Below are 22,824 nucleotides of genomic sequence, written 5' to 3' on the forward strand. Positions count from 1 at the left end.
CAATTATGCCGGTTGAGATAAGGGAACTAAACATTCGTGTAAGCGTGAACCAAAGTCCCGCCGAGCAGGATTCAAGAGGCGGTGGTGGTGGTGGCGGTCAGCAGGGCGGCGGCGGAGCCGATAAAGACCAGATCATTGCCGAATGTGTGGAGCAGATCATGGAAATAATGAAAAATAAAAACGAACGCTGATGCCTCATAATGTATCCAAGATGAAAATTGTTGCCTGGAGCGACCCGGAAAGCCGGGAAGAAGAAGGCAACATGACGGTACAGGTAAACCCCGAAACCTACAGCCAGAAGATCGAGATAAAATACTCGGATAAGCAGGCGCAGGGTACATCGGGCAAACTGCCCAAGTTTTCAAAAATTGAGCCGCAGAAGATGGATTTTGAGCTCATGTTTGACAGGACAGGGGTTATCAATGGCGCCACCGCCGGCGAGCTTGGGGTTGATGAGGATATAGACAAACTGCAGAAACTAATAGTTGAGTACCAGGGCGATAAACACCGCCCGCGCTTTGTAAGCATTTACTGGGGCACCCTGCAGTTTGATGGTGCGCTGGAATCAATGGATATCAGCTACAAACTGTTCAGCAGTCAGGGTGCGCCGCTGAGGGCTATAGTTAAAACCACCTTTATTGGCTCCGTAGGCGATAAAAAGCGGGTAGCCAAGGAAAACGCCCAATCGCCAGATCTTACCAAGATAAGGGTGGTTATGGAGGGTGATACCCTACCGCTGCTCTGTTACAAAATATATGGCGATGCCAAGTATTACATAGAAGTAGCGCAGGTAAACAACCTAAACGATTTTCGCTATTTAAGAACAGGTTCAACGATCAAATTTCCACCATTAAATAAATAATAACATGCCCGATAGCCGTACCATACCAACCACCAGGCCCAGTACTGTTGTTACCCCGCTCATAAAAATTGAGGGTACCGAAATACCGCGCACCATGCAGGTGGAGGCTATTGTAATTGACAAAGGCGTAAACCGTATTGCCGCCGCCAAATTGGTAATTATTGATGGCGATAGTTCGGCACAGCAGTTTGGCGCCAGCAACGGTGATCTGTTTATTCCCGGTAAAAACATTGAGATATTGTGCGGTTACGCTGCCGATACGTACACCCTATTTAAGGGCGTAATTATAAAGCACAGTTTAAAACTGCGCAGCGGCGGCGCGCAACTGGTTGTTGAATGCCGCGACAAGGCCATTGCCCTTACACTTGCCCGCCACAGCAAATACTTTGGCGATGGCGTGAAGGACAGTGATGCCATAAATACCCTGGTTTCAACCTACAGCGGCCTAACTGCCGATATTGTCGACATGGCCATTACCACAAATGACCTGGTGCAGTATGAAGCTACCGACTGGGATTTTATTACCGGCCGCGCCGAACTGAATGGGATGCTGGTTTATACCGATGATGGCACCCTAACCATTAAAGCGCCGGATATTAGTCAGGATGCGGTGGTAGAGTTAGCATTTGGCGCTACAATTTTAGAGTTGGATGCCGAAATAGATACCCGTATCCAGTTTCCATCCGTCACCGGGCGCACCTGGAACCCCTCGTCGCAGGAAATTGAAACCGTGGATGCTAACCCGCCATCGGGCGAATTGAACGGCAATCTGAGCAGTGATGATCTGGCCAATGTTTTCGCGGTGAATGACCTGCACCTGAATCACGGCGGCAAACTCTCGCAGCCCGAGTTACAGGCCTGGGCCACATCGCTTAAATTAAAGCAAGTGCTTTCAAAAGTACGGGGCAGGGTAAAAATAAAAGGTATCCATACCATTAAACCGGGGATGCTTATCAAGTTAGCTAACCTTAGCGACCGCTTTAACGGCAATGCCTTTGTAAGCCATATACAACATTACGTAGCTGCCGGCGATTGGCAGCTGGAAATACAGTTTGGACTTGATCCAAACTGGTTTACCGAAAAATTTGAAACCAGTATAAAACCGGCATCGGCCATGATACAGGCCGTGCCCGGCTTGCAGATAGGCGTAGTTACCCAACTGGAAAACGACCCCGACGGCGAGTGCCGCGTGCTGGTGCGCCTGCCCGTGATCAGTGCCGACGATCAGGGGATATGGGCCCGGGTATCAACCCTGGATGCCGGTAAGGAACGTGGCAGTTTCTTTTTACCCGAAGTTGGCGACGAAGTAGTAGTTGGGTTTTTAAACAGCGACCCGCGCAAGCCAATAGTACTGGGGATGCTTAATAGCAGCGCCAAAACCGCGCCCTTGACAGCTGCCGATGCCAACAACCAAAAGGGTTTTGTAACCCGCAGCAAACTCAAATTAATTTTTGATGATGATAAAAAATCGGTAACGGTAGAAACGCCTGCCGGTAAAAAGATAACCCTGGATGAGGATGCCGGGGTGATAAGTCTGGAAGACGAAAACAACAACTCCATAAAAATGGATAGCGACGGTATTACTATTGAAACCCAGGGCAAGCTAATGCTAAAGGCCCAGCAGGATTTCAGCGCCGAAGGCATGAACGTAAGTCTGAAGGCAAACAGCGCGTTTTCAGCAGAAGGATCGGCAAGTGCCGACATTAAATCGAATGGAGCATCAAGCCTTAAAGGCTCGATAGTACAGATAAATTAATGTGTTTAACGATTAAAGAATGATAAAAATTTAAAGCCGGGGATAGTGCGATTCCCCTCTTGAGAGGGGGGAGGGGGTGTTCATGAGCAATCCGAAGAACACACCCCTGCCACAACACAAGTCAGCGCGCCCCCTCTCGAGAGGGGAATTAAAAAATATAACGATGAAAAGAACAGAGTTTAAAGCCGGGATAGTGCGATTCCCCTCTCGAGAGGGGTGGAGGGGTGTGTTCGTCAGCACGGCGGCAAACACACCCCTGCCACTATACATCCCGGCGCACCCCCTCTCAAGAGGGGAATTGTTATAAACTCTATACAAATAATAAACTAATAAAAAAATGGGAGCAGCAGCACGTATAGGCGATATGCACACCTGTCCAATGTCAACCGGGCCGGTGCCACATGTGGGCGGGCCTGTGATAGGGCCGGGGGTACCAACGGTACTCATTGGCGGTATGCCGGCAGTATGTGTGGGTGATATGTGTACCTGCGTTGGTCCGCCGGATTCTATTGTAATGGGATCGGCAACGGTGCTTATCGGCGGTAAACCCGCAGCCCGCATGGGCGATAGCACCGCTCACGGCGGCACCATAATCTTAGGCTGCCCAACGGTAATAATAGGAGGATAAAACATGGAAGCAAACATTCCCTTTATAGGTCGCGGCTGGAGTTTTCCACCGCATTTTGATAAGGCATCGGGTACGGTAGAAATGCTTACCGACGAGGTGGATATTGAAAGCAGCCTGCATATCCTTTTCACCACCCGCCTTGGCGAGCGTATTATGCTCCCAAATTATGGCTGCGATTTGCAGAACGTGGTTTTTGAGGCGGTAAATCTCACTCTTAAAACCTACATCCGCGATTTAATAGAAACCGCCATCCTCTACTTTGAACCCCGTATAACACTAAACAGTACCGAGGTTGATAGTAGTGATGATAACGAAGGCGTGTTGCTTATAAAGCTAAACTACACGGTGCGCACAACCAATTCAAGGTACAATTATGTGTTCCCGTTTTATAAAAATGAAGCTACCAGTATAATGACAAGTAAATAATGGCCTGCAACGATAAAAATCCACTCCAACGCGATGGCTCAAGCCAGTCGCAACGCTTTTTAAAGGCGCTTGATCCTGCTTATGCCCCGGTAGAAGAACTGGGTATGAAGGAGTGGCTAACGTTTGCTGCCGCCTATGCCGATAAGATCAACTACTTTAATCTGAAAGACAGCGACCATCCGCAGGGCGACTGGAAACCGTTTTTTATGGAGAACAGCAAAGCCATAGATGATTTTATACAACAGGCGCAGCTAAAAATAAACAATGCCGCGCTACCCCAACCCGATACCGATATCACCGGTAATATTGAACCGCACCTGGCATTGTTCCTAAGTTTTATACTGTTGCTGCAGCATTCAAAAGATGCACTTAATTTATTCACCGGTCGCCACCTTGATTTTTATTTTAAGGAAGTATTGCAGTTATGCAACCGCCCCGAAGTACCCGATAAGGTACACGTAATATTTGAGCTGGCGCGTAATCTTAGCGGCTACAACCTCCCGGCAGGAACAAAGCTTGATGCCGGAAAAGATAAGGGTATCAAACCCAAACCGCTTGCTTATACAACCATAAATGAGCTGGCGGTAAACAACGCGGCAATTGCGGCCATGAAAAGCTGGTACCAATCTGCCGCCGATAAAAAGGTGTCCTATGCCGATGTTAGTTTTTCTGCCGATGGTTTGGGTACGCCCTTCAAGGAAGATAACCCAAAATGGAATGCCTTTGGTAACGCCAACTGGCCGGTAGCTTCGATGGGTTTCGCGTTTGCATCAAAAGTATTGCTAATGGCCGAGGGCGACCGCACCATTACGCTCACGCTTAGCTTCAATTCATCGCCGGGTATAACTAATATGGCTTTATTGCAGCAGCAGTTTAAGGTGTTTTTAACATCAGATAAAGACTGGCTGCAGGCCGATTTTCCGACAAGCAACGCTTTTGTGCTTACCACTGCCGGCGGTATAAGCCAGTTGGTGATCACTATAAATGTATCGGCTAAGGCAAAAGCCATTGTGCCGTATGATAAGACTATTCATAAAGAAAATTATAATACCGGCTACCCTGTAATGCGCCTGTTGATGAATATGCAGGGCGATAATTATGCCGTGTATCAGGCGCTTTCAAAAGCCAATTTGGCCAAAGTGCAAATAGATGTGGCTGTTAAGGGCATGAAGAATTTGGCAGTTGAAAATGACAACGGCAAGCTCGATCCCTCAAAACCATTTCTTGCTTTTGGTCCGCAGCCCAGAAAAGGGTCGAACCTGTATATTGGCAGCGCTGAGATCTTTCAAAAAGACTGGACAGAAATTATCCCAAACATTCAATGGAAAAACCAGCCGGTTGATTTCAAAAGTTATTACACCTGTTACCGTAAGGGTTTTGTAAAGCCAACATTTACCAGCGCCGCATATCTCATAAATGCTTCAGACGAGGCAACCGACAGCGCCTATGGTGGCAGGATCATTAGCAGCGCTGATAGTTTTACGGCTGCCGCCACCTACATCCGTAACGGCGAGTGGTACCCGGCCGATGCAGCCGCACATGCAGTTGGTTTGTTTGGCAATACGTTTAAACTAAACCCCGACGGCGCAAGCCAACCCGCTGCCGAAAGCCCTGCTGGTACGTCAAAATTTGCAGATAAGCATACCTATTTTAACAGCCATAGTGGCGGCGCAGGCGCAGGCAAGGCTCAGGAAGAAAAAGCATTTATTGAGGAAAGCATAGGCCATGCAGGTACAGGCAAAAGAAAAATTGGCTTTAGCGGTTTTGATAATGTCGGCGATGATGTTCAAACCAAAACGGACAGCTTTTCGGCAGGGGTAAAGGATAACTACGTACGGTTAACGCTGCAGCAGGATTTTTTGCATAGCGTGTACCCGCAACTGTATGCCGTGGCCATGTCAAGCACTGTTAAAACCGTACTTATACCACAAGCACCTTACACGCCCGAGGTTGCCGCGCTCACGGTGGATTATAAAGCATCGGCAAAAAACGATATTAACAACCTGTTCACCATTACCGATACAGCCGCGGTGTTAAATGATTATGTGAACCGCAACGTTCAGTTTTTTCATGAAACCCCGTTTGGACAAGCCGAGCAGCACGCATTTTTAAAAGCACAATATGCCGGTTTGGTTGATACCAATTTGGTGCTGATACCAAAAGCACCCGATCTGTCGGGCTTTTATATTGGGCTTTCCGATATGGTAACGGGCTCGGTAGCCAGTATACTTTTCCAGGTGGCCGAGGGCAGCGAGGATGCCACCGCGCCATCCTTTACAGATGTTATTAAACCGGTATGGTACTTCCTGTCGGGCAATGAGTGGATAGCGCTGGATAAGAACAATATCATAAGCGATGATACCAATAACTTCCTGCGTTCGGGCATTATCAAATTCCTTATTCCGGATGGGGCGGTTACCGATAATACCTTCCTTAACCAGGGATTGACCTGGTTAGGTGTAGAACTACCGCCTTCTGTAAGTATCAATTCGGTTTGTAAGTTCATCAATGTACATATCCAGGCAGAACTGGCGCAGTTTGCCGATAACGATAATGAACTGTCGCACCTGCAAAACGGCTTACCGCCAGCTACCATCAGTAAACTGGTTGACAGGCTGCCGCAAATAAAATCGGTTGCGCAGCCCTACAGCTCATTCGGCGGCAGTTTACCCGAGGATGATGCCGCATTTACGCTGCGGGTAAGCGAGCGCCTGCGCCACAAGCACCGGGCAATTACCATTTGGGATTATGAGCACCTGGTGATGACGCAGTTCCCCCAGATCTTCAGGGTGAAATGCCTTAACCATACCAATGATGATAGCGAGGTAGCCCCCGGCAGCGTGCGCGTGGTGGTTATTCCTGATATCCGCAACCAAAACAGCTTCGACCCATTTACGCCGCGTGTAAGCAAAAATATATTGAGCGAGGTTACCAAATACCTGTCGGCATTGAATACTATGCACGTCGATCTGCTCACCATTAATCCCGACTATGAGGAGGTGATACTGGATTTTAAGGTGAAATTTTATTTCGGCTTTGATGAAAACGCCTACGCGCTGCAACTCAATACCGATCTGATAACTTACCTGTCGCCCTGGGCATTTAATAAGAATGCTGCCATTGATTTTGGCGGCACCCTGTATAAAAGCGTGCTGATACGGTTTATTGAAGAACTACCCTATGTTGATTATATAGCCGATTTCAGAATGTATTTCACTAGTACCGGAACCGCCGATATGGACATTTTGGAAGCCGGAAATTCAAAGGCCATCCTGGTATCGGCCAAGCAACACCTTATTGATATACACCATATACCTGTTTGCCCATGATAGACCAATTAACAATATCGAAAGAAATTGATACCAGCCTTGGTCCTGAGTACAATACCCTGCGCGATGAAGGTATGCAGCACATTCGCGATTTGGCCGGTGCCGTGTGGACAGACCATAACGAGCACGACCCTGGTATTACCACGCTGGAAATGCTGTGTTATGCCCTTACTGATCTTAATTACCGGGTTACACTTCCAGTTCAGAATATCCTCGCAGTAGAGAAAAATAATACCGATAGTATGCACCAGCAATTTCTGTCGGCAATAAAAATACTGCCCAATTATCCCGTTACGCCCGACGATTATCGCCAGCTTTTTGTGCGGATAGATGGTGTACGTAATGCTTGGATCACCAAAGCCGCACATAGTATTGTGGCCAATTACAAACAGCCCGATGGCAAGCCGCTGCTACATTACAAAACTCCCGGCGAGGTAATTACCGTAGGCGAAGAAATGGAATTTGCCCTCAACGGTCTAAACAATATCCTCATAGATTTTGAGGAGTTCCCGGAGCTGAACGGCGATGCCACGCTGATAAAAGCAAAGCAGGATGATATCATTAAGCAAATAAAGTCGGTTTATTATTACTTCCGCGAGTTGTGCGAAGATCTTGACCAGGTAAGCGCCGTTGAAACGCAGGAAATAGTGGTTTGTGCCGAAATTGAACTGCTGCCCGATGCCGATCCTGAACAGGTGTGGGCACAAATTATGTTCAATATTGAACAATACCTTACACCCGATGTAAGCTTTTATCTCCTCAAAGAACTGTTAGCTAAAGGTATGCAGCCTGATGAGATTTTTGAAGGGCCGGTGCTTGATTTTGATGCCCTGCAAGGCATCGATGCTAAATTTGCCAAGCAGGGGTTCATTATCCCGGCAGAGTTGGCCGACTCCCAGCTGCGTACCGAGGTAAGGCTGTCTGACTTGTACCGCATCATTATGGAAATTGATGGCGTTAAACTGGTAAAAAAAATAGCCTTTGGTTTCTGCGGCTGCAGCGAATCGCAGGCCGATGCTGCTAAAAAAATATACAGTTCCAATAAATGGCTGCTTTGCGTGCAGGCTGGTCATAAACCCGTGTTGTGCGAAACCAACTCGTCCTTTACCTTTTATAAGGATGTGATACCGATGGAGCTTAAACAGAACGAGGCCCAGGCCGATCTGGATAACCTGCGTACCCAATGGCGCAACAATGTGGAGGCCAAAAAAATTGAAGACCTGCCCATCCCCGAAGGGAATTACCGCGACATAGCCCATTACGAAACGCTGCAAAATCAATTCCCCGAAAACTATGGTATTTCGCCGGCAGGCTTGCCCGATACTGCTACTACCGAACAGCGTTCGCTGGCCTTACAATTAAAGGCTTACCTATTGTTTTATGACCAAACCCTGGCTAATTATTTTGCCCAACTGGCCAATGCCCGCGTATTGTTAACCGCCGACGACAGCATCCGCAAAACCTATTTTGGCAATGTTGTAAATGGCGTGCGCGATGCGGATAAACTGATGGATAGCGCCGCCCAATGGCAGCAAACTGTAGATGCCGTAATAACCGAAACAGGGCAGGACAATTATGCCGAACGGAAAAATAAATTTCTTGATCATTTGCTGTCGCGCTTTGCCGAGCAGTTTAATGATTACGTTTTTTTAATGTACCGCATTTACGGCGAGGATTACCAGCGCAGCATTATAAGGCATAAAGTAAACTTTTTAAAAGAGTACGACCAGATGAGCATTTGCCGGGGCAGTGGTATGGATCTGTACAATGTTAAAACTGCTGGCCAGGATCTGCTGAATGTATCGGGCATGGAAAAAAGGATCTCGCGCCTGCTGGGCTTCACCAATTACAAACGGCAAACGCTTAGCGTGGAAGATTACCTTGTTTTTAAAGCCGACGCCCTGCATTATAACTGGAGCATATCGAAGCTCGGCGTGGTAAAGTTCAAAGGCAACGCCAATTACTTAAAAGAGATAGACGCCTATGAAGACCTCGGCCTTGTATCTGTACTGGCCTGCGACCGTGAAAATTACCGTATATCCCCGGGAGCAACCGCAGGTAAGGTTATTTACAATATAGCCAACGCCCAGGGCACGCTGCTTACCCTTAATGATATGGAGTTTGCACCTGCGGATGTAGAAAGTGCCATAGCCGATCTCATCAACTTTATGTGCAATGATTTTAAAATGGAAGGCATGTACGTAATTGAAAACATACTGCTGCGCCCGCCATTTGATTACACCGGCGATGATGCCACCCATCACCAGTTTATGCCAGCCTGTATTGATGTTAACGGCGAGTATTGTAAACCGCTTGATCCGTACTCGTTCAGGGTGTGTGTTATTATGCCGGGATATAGCATCCGCCTGCGGGATACCGCCTTCCGTACCTATGCGGAGCGTTTGGTGCGCATGGAAACGCCCGCCCATATTTTACCGCGTATTTGCTTCATAGGGCATGATCAGATGGTTGATTTTGAAGCCGCGTACAAGGATTGGCTGCAGGCTAAGCAAGCCTCTGTCCGTAATAATACCCCTATGGATGTTACCATAAACAATAAATTTATTGATATAGTTGAAAAATTGTACACCGTTTACCAGCAGGGTACTTTAGGCGATTGCAACGATGATACTACAGATATCAACCCAATTATATTGAACAGAAGCAGCCTTGGCACTTTGCAGGGCGGTACCATAAACACTACCAATAATACTTAACCTTAATACATTACAGCCATGTCATCAGTAAACAACATAAAACTCGACGATATAACTTTAGAATACAATTCGTTTGTTGACAGCCAGGTGCTTACCGCCAAGCAGCTGAACGATATTGTAGAGTTTTTTGAAGATCAACAGCGCTTAACCCGTACCTGCCTCGTTGGCGTTGGGCTGGTTTGCGGCTTAACTTTCAAAGGCGACCAAAATGGTATTACGGTAAGTAAAGGCTGCGGCGTAACCACCGATGGCGATCTGCTGTATGCGCAGGAAACTACCTATCAGAATTTCAGGCCGTATGATAACTCGCTTATTAAGTATGGGCCTTTTTACCCCCTGGGAACCGATCAGGCCCAAATGGATCTTTGGGAGCTGGTAATACCTGATGCCGACAATAATTTACCGGTTGATAGCCTGCCACTAACAGGTTTCGCCGCCAAAACAGGCAGCGATGTTAAGGACCTGGTAGGTATGCTGTACCTGGAATACTACTCCAAAGAGCCCGATGCCTGTACCGCCATCGATTGCGATAACCAGGGCCGCAAGCAGGTTGCTAAACCCAAAGTGTTGCTGCTTACACCCGCTAACATGGATCAGGTTATCAGTCGTACCGGTGCCGAACTTGTTGCCGATGATCTGTTTAAAAGCTATTTCAATGCTTACATCCAGTATTTTAACCTGCCGGTGATTGGCGCCGGGCGGGTGTTTTTAAAAGATACCGTAACTGTAAGTCCATCGGCATTATCACAGGCTTACGCCAATGTGGTAAAGGCGGGTGCCCCCGGGCTGGTAGGTGCCATAAAAAGCCTGTATGATACATTTAAGTTTGTGGTAGATCCCGATCCTTCAAAAAATGCCAACCTGCCGTTGGCTCAATTGAACGCCATACTTAACCAAACAATAACCACCTTAAAGGCGCAGTATTTATATGATTTTTATAAAGATGTGATAGCCAACTACAACGAGCTGCGCACCCTTTTGGCCGAAATTGTATACCAATGCTGCCCCGATGTTTATTCGTTTCCAAAGCATATTATGTTGGGTGCGCTTAACCCTGTGGTGCAGGCTAAACCGGCAAGTTACCGTCATAGGTTTTATCAATCGCCGGCAGTTACGCAAAATAAGGCCCGGTTAGATGATGCCGTGAGTATGTTGCAGCGTATGTTTTTGCTTATCAGTAACTTCGCAGTGCCAAATACGGGTGCGATATCTAAAATTACTCCCTCGGTAAATTATGATCGTGCGCTGGGCGAGCGGGCCATTCCGTTTTACTATAACAATGCCGCGCAGATAGCTGCCAAATGGAGCTATGGCCGCTGGAAAGTGGGTACAGATCAGCAGGTACTGGGCTACAACGCCAACCTGTATGCCCCGGGAAATGATATGGTAATCAACCCCTTGAGCTACTCTATCGATTCAAATAACTTTTTCAGGATAGAGGGCCACATGGGTAAAACATATACCCAGGCCTTACAGGATGTGGGCAAAATTCAGCAGGACTTTAACCTACCCTTTGATGTGGTGGCTATAGGGCTGGGCGATGTTAATTTAAGCGACATCAACGTAGATGATTACGCCTGCCAGTTTGCCGATCTGGAAGCGATACTGAAAGCTTTTAAAGCCGAGCAGAATTGCCTGTACGCATCGGCCAGTAAGTTTTTCTCCAACTTTGATACCAAAACCGGCTACGCCTATGCCGAAGCTCCTGAAATAGTGTTTAGCAAAGCCACCGAGAACACACGTCTGGCCGATGAGAAAGCCAACATAGACAGAATCACCAAAGAAAACGCGCGGGTTTTAAAAGCCACTAAACCAGGTGCTGCAAGGGCTGCGGAACCATCGGCTGCTGCCGGTATTACGGAAACGCAATATGGTATAAACGTTACCCAGGTAAAGGGTCGGGTACTTTCAGGTACCGATGTTATTGATAATAACGTAGTTTCAATTGAAGGCTCAACAGGCGCATACCTGGAAGCTATACGCATGAGTGGCGCTATGACCATTGCCGATTATGGTGATAAAGTAGCCGCTGCTACAAAAGACCTTGACCTGGGCGATGATGAAAAGATCATTGCGCTTGATATCCCCGTAAGGGTTATAGCCGGCACGCGCATCATTAGTGAGTGGCTGCCGGATAGACTGGTGGATATTGACGACGACGCACTCACAAATTTTTCATCGCGTTTGGATGATCTCTGTAAAGAGGTTAAAAATTCACTTAGTCGCAGCCGAGCCGTTTTTTCAAAAGACGGGTATGTGAAAAAGGGCTATGAAGATGACTACCAGCTTAACCTGCGACAAATAGCCGATAACTGCTGTGCCGGCGAAGCATTAGAGGTTATTATGCAAGAAATACAAACGCGCAAGCAAAACCTGTTAAAGCAGCTTACCTTTTCGGCCTATGCAGCCAGCCATCCGGGACTTGAGCATAAGGCAGGTGCGCCTGCTGGCGGTACCTTTGTAATGGTATATTCATCGGCAGCAGTAACTACCCCTGCACCCACTCAAAGTACTGATAATCCCGATATCCGGTTTAAGGACCTGGATAACAGCCGCGAGTTTTTGCAGGGCTTTGCCAGCGATGAGGATGCTGTAAAATACATCGCCAAAAACGTAGCACCCCAAGATGCCCGCGACGCACTCGTTTACTATCAAAAAAAGTCGGGCCGTAAATACAACCCTAAAAAGACGGAGGAACTGATCCTGGAGGTTCAACGGCTATCGGGCGAGCGCATCAGTACACGTGCCCAGCAAAGTAACGATGAAATAGCTCCCAATGTGGTATTTGCAGACTTTTGCCTGCCTTATATGTGCTGCTCTGATTGTCCGCCGGTTGCATTTATCATACCGCAGCCAAAGGTAACATTGAGTTTGCCAAAAGCGGTTGCCTGTTCTGATGATGGTTTGCAACTGTTTAAAGCAAACCCAACAACGGGCACTATAAAAGCTTCGGCAGGGTTTGAAAACACGGTGGTAATTAAGGATAGTGTACCTTATTTCGATCCAAGCCAGGTTGCCGCAGGTTTATTTGGCAAGGCAATTACATTTACGCTGGACGATCAGCTTACTGATTGCACCATCACCGTAATTAAACATCCTGAAATTAAACCGGCAGCAAAATTGTCTGACACCAACGATCAAATGGTTTTCATAGCCCTTGATGCCACTACCAACCAAAGTGATGGCGATACATTCACCTATACCTGGAGCCTGCCCGACGGGCGCGTGTTTGGTCCGCAAACTACGCCGCAATATGTGGTAACCTTCAATTACGACGATTTGCGCAAGTTGCCTAACGATGGCAAGATACCACCAAACGTTACGCTTACCTTTACGTTAACAGCAACCAACCAGAGTTGCAGCAACTCGCAACCGGTTGACTTTACCGTTACGCTGCCGCAGCAACAGGCTGCATTGGTACTGGCCGCCAGCGCGGTATGTTCAGATAACGGCGCGGTAGCATTCACCACCGTAAAACCCGATGGCGGTGTTGTAGCATCTAAAACAGCGGGTGCAGCCGTTAAGCAACTGGGCGATCAATGGGTGTTCGACCCAACAAACGGGCCTTACAATACGCCTATAAATGACTTTACGGTAGATGGTCAACTCGTTGACAGCTGCGTGATAACCGTTCATGAACACCCACGGCCATCCTTTACCTTTAAACAGGAGGTTGATCCTAAGAACAGGGCTGTAATTGTAGTATTTGAAAATACAACACCAAATGCCGGCAGCTTTAACTTTATATGGAACCTGGGCGATGATGATACTTCAAAAGAGGTGAGTCCTAAAAAAGTGTTCGATATGACCAAATACCCACGCGGCAGGAGTGTACTCATAGCCCTAAGCGCCGCCAATAAAGCCGACGAAAAGTGCCGTGCTGTATTTAACCCCAGAACACCGTTGGTATTACCTGCCGTGAACGGCGAATTTATAATAAAGGTACCAACCAAAGAAGATGTAGTAATACCAACCAGGGAAGTGGTTATACCCACCAAAGAGGTGGTAACCCCTGTTAAAGTTGTAAAAACTCAGAAACCAACAAACCTTAAAACAACCAAACCCGCCCCGAAAAAAGACAAGGGCAAAAAGTAACAGAAACAAAAGCGGTGGCTCTCGCGCGATTCCCCTCTTGAGAGGGGCGGAGGGGTGTATTTCTCGGCGTAATGCAGAGCACACCCCGCCACAACGCAAGCCACCGCACCCCCTCTCAAGAGGGGAATTGAAAAAGAAACTAACAGAAAACAAAAAGCGGAGGTCCTCGCGCGATTCCCCTCTCGAGAGGGGTGGAGGGGTGTGTTATCAGCGAAACGAAAAACAAACATGGCAACCAGCAACCATATCATCCACCGTGTAGTGTTTCATATAGAAATACCCCGGCGCAGTATGGCCAAAAAAGTGCAGGACGAGGTGTCCCGACATTTTGAGGAAGTGTTGCTAAAACAATTGAATCAACTGCTTGATCATATAGATTTCCCCGGCCATGTGCTGATCGATAAGCTCAACCTCGACCTTGGCACCGCGACGTTGGAAAACATCCATACCGGGTTGCCAGCCATTTTAAATAAGGCCCTGCAAGAGGTAATTTACCCGCAATCAATACCAGATACCGATACCGCCGAAATAAGTGTACTTAAACTTACGGAAGATCAAAAAGCTTTCCGGGTGTTTTGTCATTTCCTGCAAACCGGCAGCTTGCCCTGGTATGCGGTGGCAAATAGCTACTGGCTGCAACAGGAGGATGAATGGCTAATACCAATCAGCAAAGTAATGGTGGATAATATAGCCGCCAAAAGGCAATTATTGGATCTCATTAACAATACTCCTATAGCTTTAAGCAGGCTATTTATGCAGTTTGGGCAGGCGTTTATTAAAAAGCTTGTAGCAGTTTTACTGGGTGTTGCCGTTGATGAAGTGCAGCAATATATAGAACGCACTTTAAAGCTTATCCTAACCATGCAGCAAGGCGAAGTTTTGATTTCTGCGGATGAAGTGAAGGCATCGCTGCTGTTTTTTGAGAAATTACTTTTAACCATAACCCTGCTTACGGGTAAACAGGATCTTGCTTTTATGCCCCCTTTACAAAAGTGGATGGTGGCAATTGGCGATACCGTAAATTATACCACCATCAACCCAATTCAAATAGCTGCTGATCTGGTGCGGAGCGCAGGTATAACCCAAACCAGTTCTTCGGGCGAATTGCCAAAGATTAGTCCATCCGGGGTTGATGAGGCCTTCGGACTGGATAAACCATCAAAAATAAACAAGTCTGCCAAGCAGGAAACTCCAGGCGAGGATGATACCCAGGGCATATATGTAGGTCAGGCAGGGCTTGTGATCCTGCATCCTTTTTTAGAATACTTTTTTAAAGATTTTGGTTTGCTGCAAAATAATGATTTTGTCGATGAGCCCGCCAGACAACTGGCGGCGAATCTTTTGCATTACCTGGCAACCGGAAATACCAATTCGTTTGAACACGATTTACAGTTTGAAAAATTCCTTTGTAACTGGCCCCTCTCAAAACCTATTGACCGCCTACTGACGATTCCTGACGGCATGCTGACGGAGGCTGACGGCATGCTACGCACGGTGATAAAGTACTGGAAGTCGTTAAAAAACACTTCGCCCGATGGTTTGCGGGAAGCATTTTTGCAACGTAGCGGCAAGCTTTTGGAGCAGGAAAATCCCGCCCGTATCATCATCGAAAAGAAAGATATGGACATATTGCTGGGCACCTTGCCCTGGGGTTTAGGTGTCATCAAACTACCCTGGATCAGTGAACCTTTTTATGTGGAATGGGCATGAAAACAGCGCAAAAAGGCACACCAGCCAACACCAAACATTCGCCTGCCAATACGCAGGCCAATGGCGAAAAGGGCAATTTCTTCTCCCGTTCGCAGGATGCTGAACACGCTTCGGAGCAGCCTTTTTTTGAGAATACCCCCATCCGCCGCAAAATGACGGTTAATGAACCCGGGGATCATTTTGAAAAACAAGCCGACCAGGTTGCCGACCATGTGGTGCAGCAATTGAGTGCACCAAAACCTGCTGTACCTGCTGCTGCACAATCTGTTGCTGTCCAGAAAAAGGAGGAAAAGCAAGAGGATAAACAAGAAAAAGAGCAGTCAAATGCCGACAAAGAGCTGCAGCGCCAACCCATTTTTGATAGTGATGCCGACCCTAATGAGGGCGATACCTTAAAGCGAAGCGGTGAATCTGCCGCACCAGATGTATCGGCCCAAACCCAGCAACGTATTGAAAGCAGCAAAGGCGGCGGCGAACCCCTGCCCGCCAATACCCGCGAAGAAATGGAAAGCGCCATGGGGGCCGACCTCAGTTCGGTACGCATTCATCATGATAGTGAGGCTGCCGGTCTTAGTCATGATCTTAAAGCACAGGCATTTACGCATGGTAATGATGTGTACTTCGGATCGGGTAAGTATGATACGCAAAGTGCGTCGGGACAGCATCTGCTGGCGCACGAACTGGCGCATACCCAGCAGCAGGGTGCCGCCGCAAAACGTAAGGAAACACCTGCTATACAGCGCGACGGAACCGCGCCTGCTGGCGGCGCACCAGCCGCTGCCCCGGCCGCATCCGACAAGGTTTTTTCCGATCCGGCAATTGGATCCATTGATGTCGACACAAAAAAAATTGAACTGGCAACTTTAAAAGTACCTGCCTTTAAACGCATGTACCACCAGCCCGGCTTAACTGTTCCTCGTAATGCAACTGGCGAAGACAGGCCCAACAACCAAATCTCGGTTTGGAAAGCAGGGATCAGAAGTGAGGCCGAATTTAACGCCAAACTCGATGCGAAAATTCAGCGGGAAAACCCGCCTGCCATCAGGAGCCCGAGCGGTACGCCATTGTATTACATGAAGCTAAAACGGGCTAATAATTACGTGATAGGCTCGCGTACAGATATCAGGAATGCGGCTGTGGTACCTTCATGGAATATCAGCGGCAGCCAGGTAAGTTACGATGTTGATCATAAGAAAGAACTGCAATTGGGCGGCCTCAACGCTTTTGAAAACTTCTGGCTTTTTGATTCGGATGCCAATCAAAGCTCGGGCAGAAATATTAATGGGGAGTTTGTGCGTGCCTTTGGTGCGCTTAAAAACGCTGCTAAAGCCAGTATTAATGAAAGCCTGTTACCTGCCGATCTGCCTGCTGCAAAACAAGGATTTGAGATAAAAATAAACCAGTTTGCTTATAATTTGCCTTTTACCGGTAATCCCGAAAACGTTTGGCAATCATCAGAAGTTACCAGCGGTTTACCCCTTGATGGGTTGAATTTGTTAACGGCAGCGCAAATAGAGGCCGCTGGTCTGCGCGGGCGAAGCGCCGGCGGTACGGTTACACAGCTTACCATCATGTCAAAAAGTACGGGAGGCAGTCTTCAGCGTGTTCCCTGGCATGATGGTGATACGTCGAAGGAGGTGAGTTTTCGTTTCGGACAAAATTTTCATGTAACCAATGTAAATTACACCATTGGCAGCGGCGGTTCAATTACCGGTATCGCTTTTCGTGATCCGGAAGGGCCTGCATTGGTTGATCCGGCATCGTTAACGTTTCAGATAATCGACAGTAAAAATGTTGATTATGGCGGTTATGTATCTGAAGCCAGCGTTCAGCAGCAGGTGGCAAGTATTCTTAAATTAAAGGGTATGAGTCCAATAGTGCTGCAGCAAACCTCGTTTGATGAAAATGGTATCAGCGGTGTTGGTAAGGTATTGCCCACTATTAAACTGTTTGAAGGTGCCGATGTGGATATCGTTATCAATGGTTCAAGCGTCCGCTTGCGGAAGATATTTAATGGTAATGAGATTAAGTTACCACCGCCATTCGCCATAACAAACACCAGTTTGCAGGTATTTGTTGATTCGGCAGCGGGTTTTGGTGCCGAAGGCAACCTGCAATTTGAAATAGCCAATGTAGGTAAAGGCAGCGTAACAGCTTCCGCCTCTACCGGGCATGGTTTTGCTGTTAGGGGAACTTTTGAGTTAGATCCGCGCTATTTCGATTCGAACATAACGGTTGCTTATGCCAATGACCAGCTTACCGTTGAGGGAAACGCCCGCATAGGTGCCGGAAAAATAAAAGGTATAAAGAGTGCCAGTCTTCATTTTAACTATGAAAACAATGTGCTCACGGCAAATGGTACTGCCGAATCTGATATTAAAGGCATAAAAAGCGCTGCGCTCAATGTGTCATTTGGTAATAACCAGTTAGTTATAGGCGGTAGTTTTGTACTTGATGAAAACATACCCGGCATTCAAAGCGGCAGTGGTACAGCGCAGTTAACCCGCGGGGCCGATGGTATATACCACGTAACGGCAAGTGGTACGGCGGTGCCAAAAATACCAAAGATAAATACCTCGCTCTCTATTAATTATGATGATGGTGCGCTTACGCTTGAAGGCACAGCGGCCTATACTGCCGATAGGGTATCGGGTGATGTAAAAGTTGGGGCAACTAACCGTGCCATTGCACCCGATGGTACATTAACCGGACCGGCGGGAGAGCATTTTTCGGCTTATGGTTCAGGCTCGTTAACTTTAAAAGTAACCGATTGGCTGCAAGCCACTGCTGCCGTGAGGGTAACTCCGGCTGGTGAAATAGAGGTTGTTGGTCGTTTGGAACTTCCATCATCGGTTGATGTTTTCCCAAGAAAATCAATCAATAAAAACTTATTCAGGGCGCCAACTATCGAAATTCCGTTGTTTGCCATACCGCTTGGTCCGCGCAGTATTGGTTTAGTAGCCACCATAAATGGCGGGTTGGATTTTGAGGCCGGTGTAGGACCGGGCCAGCTGCGTAATGTTTTTGGGCAGATAGAGTTTAACCCTTCGCATCCCGAAAATACAAGGATCTCTGGTGGTGCTGAATTTGTGATCCCGGCCAATGCAGGCATAAAACTACACGCCGATTTGGGCATAGGCCTTAGCATAGGCGTAGCCAGCGTTACTGGTGGGGTTGAAATACGCGGCGGCCTTGGCCTTGAGGGCGAAGCCAAGGCGCAGGCCGATCTGGCATGGTCGCCAACCACGGGTTTTGAATTTAACGCGCTTGGCGAAATAGAGGTGCACCCCAAATTTACTTTCGATGTAAATGCGTTGTTGCGTGCATCGCTTGATCTGGGATTATTTGATATTTCAAAAGAATGGCGGCATAACCTGGCGTCATTTAGCTTCGGGCCAGAAATGCAGCTGAAAGTTTCGCTGCCGGTACATTATAAAGATGGTGAGCCGTTCGATGTTAAAACTGATGATATAAAAGTAACCTACCCGGATATCAGCATATCTGAAATAGCCGGAGGAATTGCAGACAAAGTTAAAAATGAAATGTTATGAGCAACCAAACAGAATTAACGGAACTAATTAACCTGGGCGCTATGCAGCAAATGCAAGGTAATTTTGATGTTGCCGAAATGTATTACGACAAGGCATCTGCCTTAAATAATCAAAACGTAACCCTGCTTAATAACCGAGGGATGTTGTTTTATCAGCAAAACCGCTTTACTGAAGCTTTGGTGAGTTTTGAGCAGGCTTTACAAATTGATACGCAAAATGCAACGGCCCAGCTTAATCGTGGCAACACATTGGTGCTGCTTAATGAACCCGAACTGGCGCTGAACGCCTATAAGCAAAGCATCCAGATACGGCCCGGCCAGTACGAAGCCTGGGAAGGACTGGCTAAATTGTACATGCTATCGGCCGATATGCAGAGTGCCGAGAACTGTTGGCACAGGGCCATTGAGGCAAATCCTTCAAACCCCGGTTTAACGATGGGGCTGGCACAGGTGTATTTAACGCAAAATAAGTTTAATGAGGCTTTGGAGATTGTTGATTTTGTACAATCGCAATATCCTAATAACCAGCGCGCCTTGCAAACCGCTGGTCTGGCGCATTTGATGCTTAAAAACTATGGACTTGCTATAAATTATCTTCAACGAAGCTTGCTTTTGGTGCCGGATGATACTGCCGTTCGTAACCACCTGGCCGTTGCGTTGCTGCAAAGCGGCGATATGGAGGCCGGGTATGCCGAGTACGAAATGATCCTGAAACTGGAGCCCGAAAATGAAGAGGCGCGTCTTAACGCAGCAATTCTTTGCCTCGGTTTTAACCGTTGGAATGAAACCGTGGCGCATTTAGATCAATTGCTTGAAAAGCATCCGCAGCACGGCAAAGCCGGGTTTTATAGGGGGATTGCATACCTAAAGTTAAATCGTAATGAAGATGCGCGTGAACAGCTTGAGGCGGTGATTAAAGATGATGGCGGCGAATGGGCTTTGCAGGCTCAAAAACAACTTAATATAATGAACAATTTAAATTGATGTACCATGAAAAGTACCAACACCCGTCAGCCATTGCACCAGCCTGCGGCAGATAAAACCGAAAAGCCGTTTTTTAGCGGCAGTCGTGAAAAACAGAAGCAGGGCGATGCCTTTTTTCAGGCTAAAAAGATAGATGGTAACCAGGATACAGCTATGGAACAGGAAGCTGATGCCGTAGCGCAAAAGGTGACCATGGCGCAACAGGCTCCGGTAAAATCATCGCAAAGGATGGGGCAAATGAGTGTACAGAAAAAGGGTGCCAATGAGGAAAAGGATGGAAAGGCCGCGCAAAAAAAGGATAAAAAGGACGAAAAAGACGAGGGCAAAGCCCAAAAGAAAGGCGACGAAGAAAAGAAGGACGAGGGCAAAGCCCAAAAGAAAGGCGACGAAGAAAAGAAGGATGAGGGCAAAGCCCAAAAGAAAGGCGACGAAGAAAAGAAGGATGAGGGCAAAGCCCAAAAGAAAGGCGACGAGGAAAAGAAGGACGAGGGAAAAGTTCAAAAAAAAGAAAAGGGCGACGATAGCGATAAAAAAACCGCCGCGCAGAAACAGGATGATCAACCGGCTGGCGGCGTAGATAAAACCGAGGGCAAAGCAGAAAGTCCGGATGCTAAGTTTGAGCGTTTGCTTAATAAGAGTAAAGATGGCGGCAGTCCGTTGCCGGCTAAGGTTCGTGCCCAGTTAGAGCACCAGATGAATGCCAATTTCGAAAAGGTACGTATCCATACCGGGCAGGAGGCTACGGAGCTTTGCAATATTTCAAAAGCGCAGGCGTTTGCCCATGGTACTGATATCTACTTTAATTCGGCCAGGTTTGATCCTGAAAGCAGCGCGGGTATGAACCTGCTGGCGCATGAACTAACCCATATTATACAACAAAACGGATCGGGGAAATAACGATGAGCGCTAATATTAATCAGCTTAAAACTTACCTGCAATATGTGGCCGGCTGTATGGAAGCCCGCCTGCAACAGGCATTTGGGCAAAGCAATACTTATTTGCCGCCCTTATTGCCGCGCGTTATTAAGCCAGAAGGTGCCATAGAGCAATTAATAGATAAGCATGGCCTTAGCAATACCGAAGTAGTGGTATTTATGTTAGCCTTAGCGCCACATCTGCAAATTGAACTTTTCGATAGTATTATTCAGCCTTATATGGTTAATAGCGGCGATTTTCAACAGATAGGAGGGGTGCGCAGTAAAAATGGCCGCAGTTTTTTACCAACCGGGCAAACCGCCGCGTTTATCCTGGCAGGAGATGACCTGGAGAAACGCCTGCAGGTTGCCGAGCTTTTTCATCATCAACATGTTTTCGCCAGGCAAAATATTTTATACCTGGAGGAGGTACCTGATGGTGAGCCGGCACTTTGTGGCCGCATAGTTTTGCAGCCGGAGTATATTGAGTTGCTGGTTACCGGCACACAAACCATTCCTAAATTGAGCATGAACTTCCCGGCGCAATATTTAGAAACTACGTATATCTGGGAAGATCTGATCCTCAATACCTCCACCCGCCAGCAAATTGTCGAGCTGGAAAACTGGGTAAATTACCAAAAGGTTTTAATGACCGATTGGGGTATGGACAGAAAACTTAAACCGGGTTACCGTGCGCTGTTTCATGGGCCGCCGGGTACGGGTAAAACACTTACGGCATCGTTGTTAGGCAAGTACACCAACAAGCAGGTTTTCAGGATTGATCTTTCGATGATCGTATCTAAATTTATCGGCGAAACGGAGAAAAACCTGTCGCAATTGTTTTTAAAGGCGGAGAACAAAAACTGGATCCTGTTTTTTGACGAGGCCGACGCACTTTTTGGCAAGCGTACCAACGTAAAGGATGCGCATGATAAATACGCCAACCAGGAGGCATCATATCTGCTGCAGCGTATTGAACAGCACGAAGGATTGGTGATACTGGCCACCAACTTTAAAAATAATATTGATGAAGCTTTTATGCGTCGTTTTCAGTCGGTGATCCATTTCCCGCTGCCCAATGCCGAAGAACGCCATGTGATCTGGAAAAAATCGTTTCCGCAAAAGGCTAATCTCAATGGGCATATCAACCTGGAACAAATTGCGCGCAAATATGAACTCAGCGGTTCGGGTATATTAAATGTAGTACAATTTGCCTGCCTGCAAATGTTAGCCAAAAAGGCCGCGCACGTTACCCAGGAAGTTATATTGGAAGGTATTGAACGGGAATATACCAAAGAGAACCGGGTATGGTGAGGCGGATAATCGGTCTTATTTCTTCGGTAACAGAATGCCTGTAATGTGATACACGTTGTGGCCCATTAACCTAACCTGTTGCGATTTATCTATCTGATAAGCCGAATCTGGGAAGTAGCTAAGCTTTTCGGATGTTTCGTACAGCAGGTTTTTGGTGTGATTGAATATCAGCACCCATTTTATTTTACCCTTATTTGTATTGATGATAACTTTGGTAGTACGCAACTCGGGGTCTTTAGCTTTGTAAATCGTTAAATCGCCAAAGTTTGTGGTCAAGTAGCTGTTTTTCCAGGCCGGGCGATTAATATCCGACTGAATGAAGAGGTTCAATTCCTGCCCCCAGTTTGTGATCTGTACGGTGTTATTTTCGCTTACACCGTTGTGGGTGACGGTTTTATCAATCTGGGGATTTAATTTTTTAAGCCTGGCGGTATCGGCTTTAAAGTAGCCAGCAAGGTCAAAGTACTTTTGTACGGCCCCCGTTTGCTTAATATCCGGCCTGCATGACTGCAAGCCGGATAGAAGCATGATGCCACCCA

Annotated in this window: 14 protein-coding genes; 13 read left to right on the forward strand and 1 reads right to left on the reverse strand. The window is 47.3% G+C overall.

All coding sequences use genetic code 11. The features are described from left to right. The first annotated feature begins 5 nt into the window (after positions 1-5). From BLS59_RS05555 to BLS59_RS05625, 13 genes are all read left to right on the forward strand, one after another. Complete coding sequence (locus BLS59_RS05555; RefSeq protein WP_091145877.1) at positions 6-191, forward strand: DUF5908 family protein; 186 nt, start codon at positions 6-8, stop codon at positions 189-191. 20 nt (positions 192-211) lie between these two features. Continuing rightward, positions 212-862 (forward strand): CIS tube protein, encoded by a 651-nt coding sequence (locus BLS59_RS05560; protein ID WP_091145881.1) that lies wholly within the window; start codon positions 212-214, stop codon positions 860-862. Between the two features lie 4 nt (positions 863-866). After that, positions 867-2,618 carry a type VI secretion system tip protein VgrG gene (gene vgrG, locus BLS59_RS05565; protein WP_091145884.1) on the forward strand — a complete coding sequence of 584 codons (1,752 nt, stop codon included), beginning with the start codon at positions 867-869 and terminating at the stop codon, positions 2,616-2,618. 337 nt (positions 2,619-2,955) lie between these two features. Then, complete coding sequence (locus BLS59_RS05570; RefSeq protein WP_091145889.1) at positions 2,956-3,246, forward strand: PAAR domain-containing protein; 291 nt, start codon at positions 2,956-2,958, stop codon at positions 3,244-3,246. Positions 3,247-3,249: 3 nt separating this feature from the next. After that, on the forward strand, positions 3,250-3,672 hold the full coding sequence (locus BLS59_RS05575) for a GPW/gp25 family protein (protein WP_091145892.1): 423 nt from the start codon (positions 3,250-3,252) through the stop codon (positions 3,670-3,672). Further along, positions 3,672-7,001, forward strand: coding sequence for a baseplate J/gp47 family protein (locus BLS59_RS05580; protein ID WP_091145896.1), 3,330 nt, complete (start codon positions 3,672-3,674; stop codon positions 6,999-7,001). Before BLS59_RS05575 ends, BLS59_RS05580 begins: the two co-directional genes overlap by 1 nt. After that, positions 6,998-9,718, forward strand: coding sequence for a hypothetical protein (locus BLS59_RS05585; protein WP_091145899.1), 2,721 nt, complete (start codon positions 6,998-7,000; stop codon positions 9,716-9,718). Before BLS59_RS05580 ends, BLS59_RS05585 begins: the two co-directional genes overlap by 4 nt. 18 nt (positions 9,719-9,736) lie before the next feature. Further along, positions 9,737-13,813, forward strand: a complete 4,077-nt coding sequence (locus BLS59_RS05590) for a hypothetical protein (RefSeq protein WP_091145903.1) — start codon at positions 9,737-9,739, stop codon at positions 13,811-13,813. Positions 13,814-14,041: 228 nt separating this feature from the next. Next, a complete protein-coding gene (locus BLS59_RS05595; RefSeq protein WP_091145906.1) occupies positions 14,042-15,523 on the forward strand; it encodes a contractile injection system tape measure protein in 1,482 nt (493 codons plus the stop codon). Next, entirely contained in the window at positions 15,520-19,074 is a 3,555-nt protein-coding gene (locus BLS59_RS05600) for an eCIS core domain-containing protein (RefSeq protein ID WP_162842556.1), read from the forward strand. Before BLS59_RS05595 ends, BLS59_RS05600 begins: the two co-directional genes overlap by 4 nt. Continuing rightward, on the forward strand, positions 19,071-20,057 hold the full coding sequence (locus BLS59_RS05605) for a tetratricopeptide repeat protein (RefSeq protein WP_091145913.1): 987 nt from the start codon (positions 19,071-19,073) through the stop codon (positions 20,055-20,057). Before BLS59_RS05600 ends, BLS59_RS05605 begins: the two co-directional genes overlap by 4 nt. Before the next feature lie 6 nt (positions 20,058-20,063). Next, positions 20,064-20,954 (forward strand): eCIS core domain-containing protein, encoded by an 891-nt coding sequence (locus tag BLS59_RS31495; RefSeq protein WP_162842557.1) that lies wholly within the window; start codon positions 20,064-20,066, stop codon positions 20,952-20,954. Positions 20,955-20,956: 2 nt separating this feature from the next. Then, positions 20,957-22,285 carry an ATP-binding protein gene (locus BLS59_RS05625; protein ID WP_205411191.1) on the forward strand — a complete coding sequence of 443 codons (1,329 nt, stop codon included), beginning with the start codon at positions 20,957-20,959 and terminating at the stop codon, positions 22,283-22,285. A 15-nt stretch (positions 22,286-22,300) separates the two neighbouring features. On the opposite strand, the gene BLS59_RS05630 is transcribed toward BLS59_RS05625, so the two are convergent. Beyond that, positions 22,301-22,813 (reverse strand): hypothetical protein, encoded by a 513-nt coding sequence (locus BLS59_RS05630; RefSeq protein WP_091145924.1) that lies wholly within the window; start codon positions 22,811-22,813, stop codon positions 22,301-22,303. Positions 22,814-22,824 lie beyond the last annotated feature (11 nt).

The organism is Mucilaginibacter pineti (assembly GCF_900101875.1).
Lineage (GTDB): Bacteria > Bacteroidota > Bacteroidia > Sphingobacteriales > Sphingobacteriaceae > Mucilaginibacter > Mucilaginibacter pineti.

Bases quoted from the DNA above. Each gene is read 5' to 3' on its own strand.
- vgrG (WP_091145884.1), top strand. From the start codon at position 867: ATGCCCGATAGCCGTACCATACCAACCACCAGGCCCAGTACTGTTGTT.
- BLS59_RS05630 (WP_091145924.1), bottom strand. From the start codon at position 22,813: ATGCTTCTATCCGGCTTGCAGTCATGCAGGCCGGATATTAAGCAAACG.
- BLS59_RS05575 (WP_091145892.1), top strand. From the start codon at position 3,250: ATGGAAGCAAACATTCCCTTTATAGGTCGCGGCTGGAGTTTTCCACCG.
- BLS59_RS05555 (WP_091145877.1), top strand. From the start codon at position 6: ATGCCGGTTGAGATAAGGGAACTAAACATTCGTGTAAGCGTGAACCAA.
- BLS59_RS05560 (WP_091145881.1), top strand. From the start codon at position 212: ATGAAAATTGTTGCCTGGAGCGACCCGGAAAGCCGGGAAGAAGAAGGC.
- BLS59_RS05590 (WP_091145903.1), top strand. From the start codon at position 9,737: ATGTCATCAGTAAACAACATAAAACTCGACGATATAACTTTAGAATAC.
- BLS59_RS05595 (WP_091145906.1), top strand. From the start codon at position 14,042: ATGGCAACCAGCAACCATATCATCCACCGTGTAGTGTTTCATATAGAA.
- BLS59_RS05585 (WP_091145899.1), top strand. From the start codon at position 6,998: ATGATAGACCAATTAACAATATCGAAAGAAATTGATACCAGCCTTGGT.
- BLS59_RS05570 (WP_091145889.1), top strand. From the start codon at position 2,956: ATGGGAGCAGCAGCACGTATAGGCGATATGCACACCTGTCCAATGTCA.
- BLS59_RS05580 (WP_091145896.1), top strand. From the start codon at position 3,672: ATGGCCTGCAACGATAAAAATCCACTCCAACGCGATGGCTCAAGCCAG.
- BLS59_RS05605 (WP_091145913.1), top strand. From the start codon at position 19,071: ATGAGCAACCAAACAGAATTAACGGAACTAATTAACCTGGGCGCTATG.
- BLS59_RS05600 (WP_162842556.1), top strand. From the start codon at position 15,520: ATGAAAACAGCGCAAAAAGGCACACCAGCCAACACCAAACATTCGCCT.
- BLS59_RS31495 (WP_162842557.1), top strand. From the start codon at position 20,064: ATGAAAAGTACCAACACCCGTCAGCCATTGCACCAGCCTGCGGCAGAT.
- BLS59_RS05625 (WP_205411191.1), top strand. From the start codon at position 20,957: ATGAGCGCTAATATTAATCAGCTTAAAACTTACCTGCAATATGTGGCC.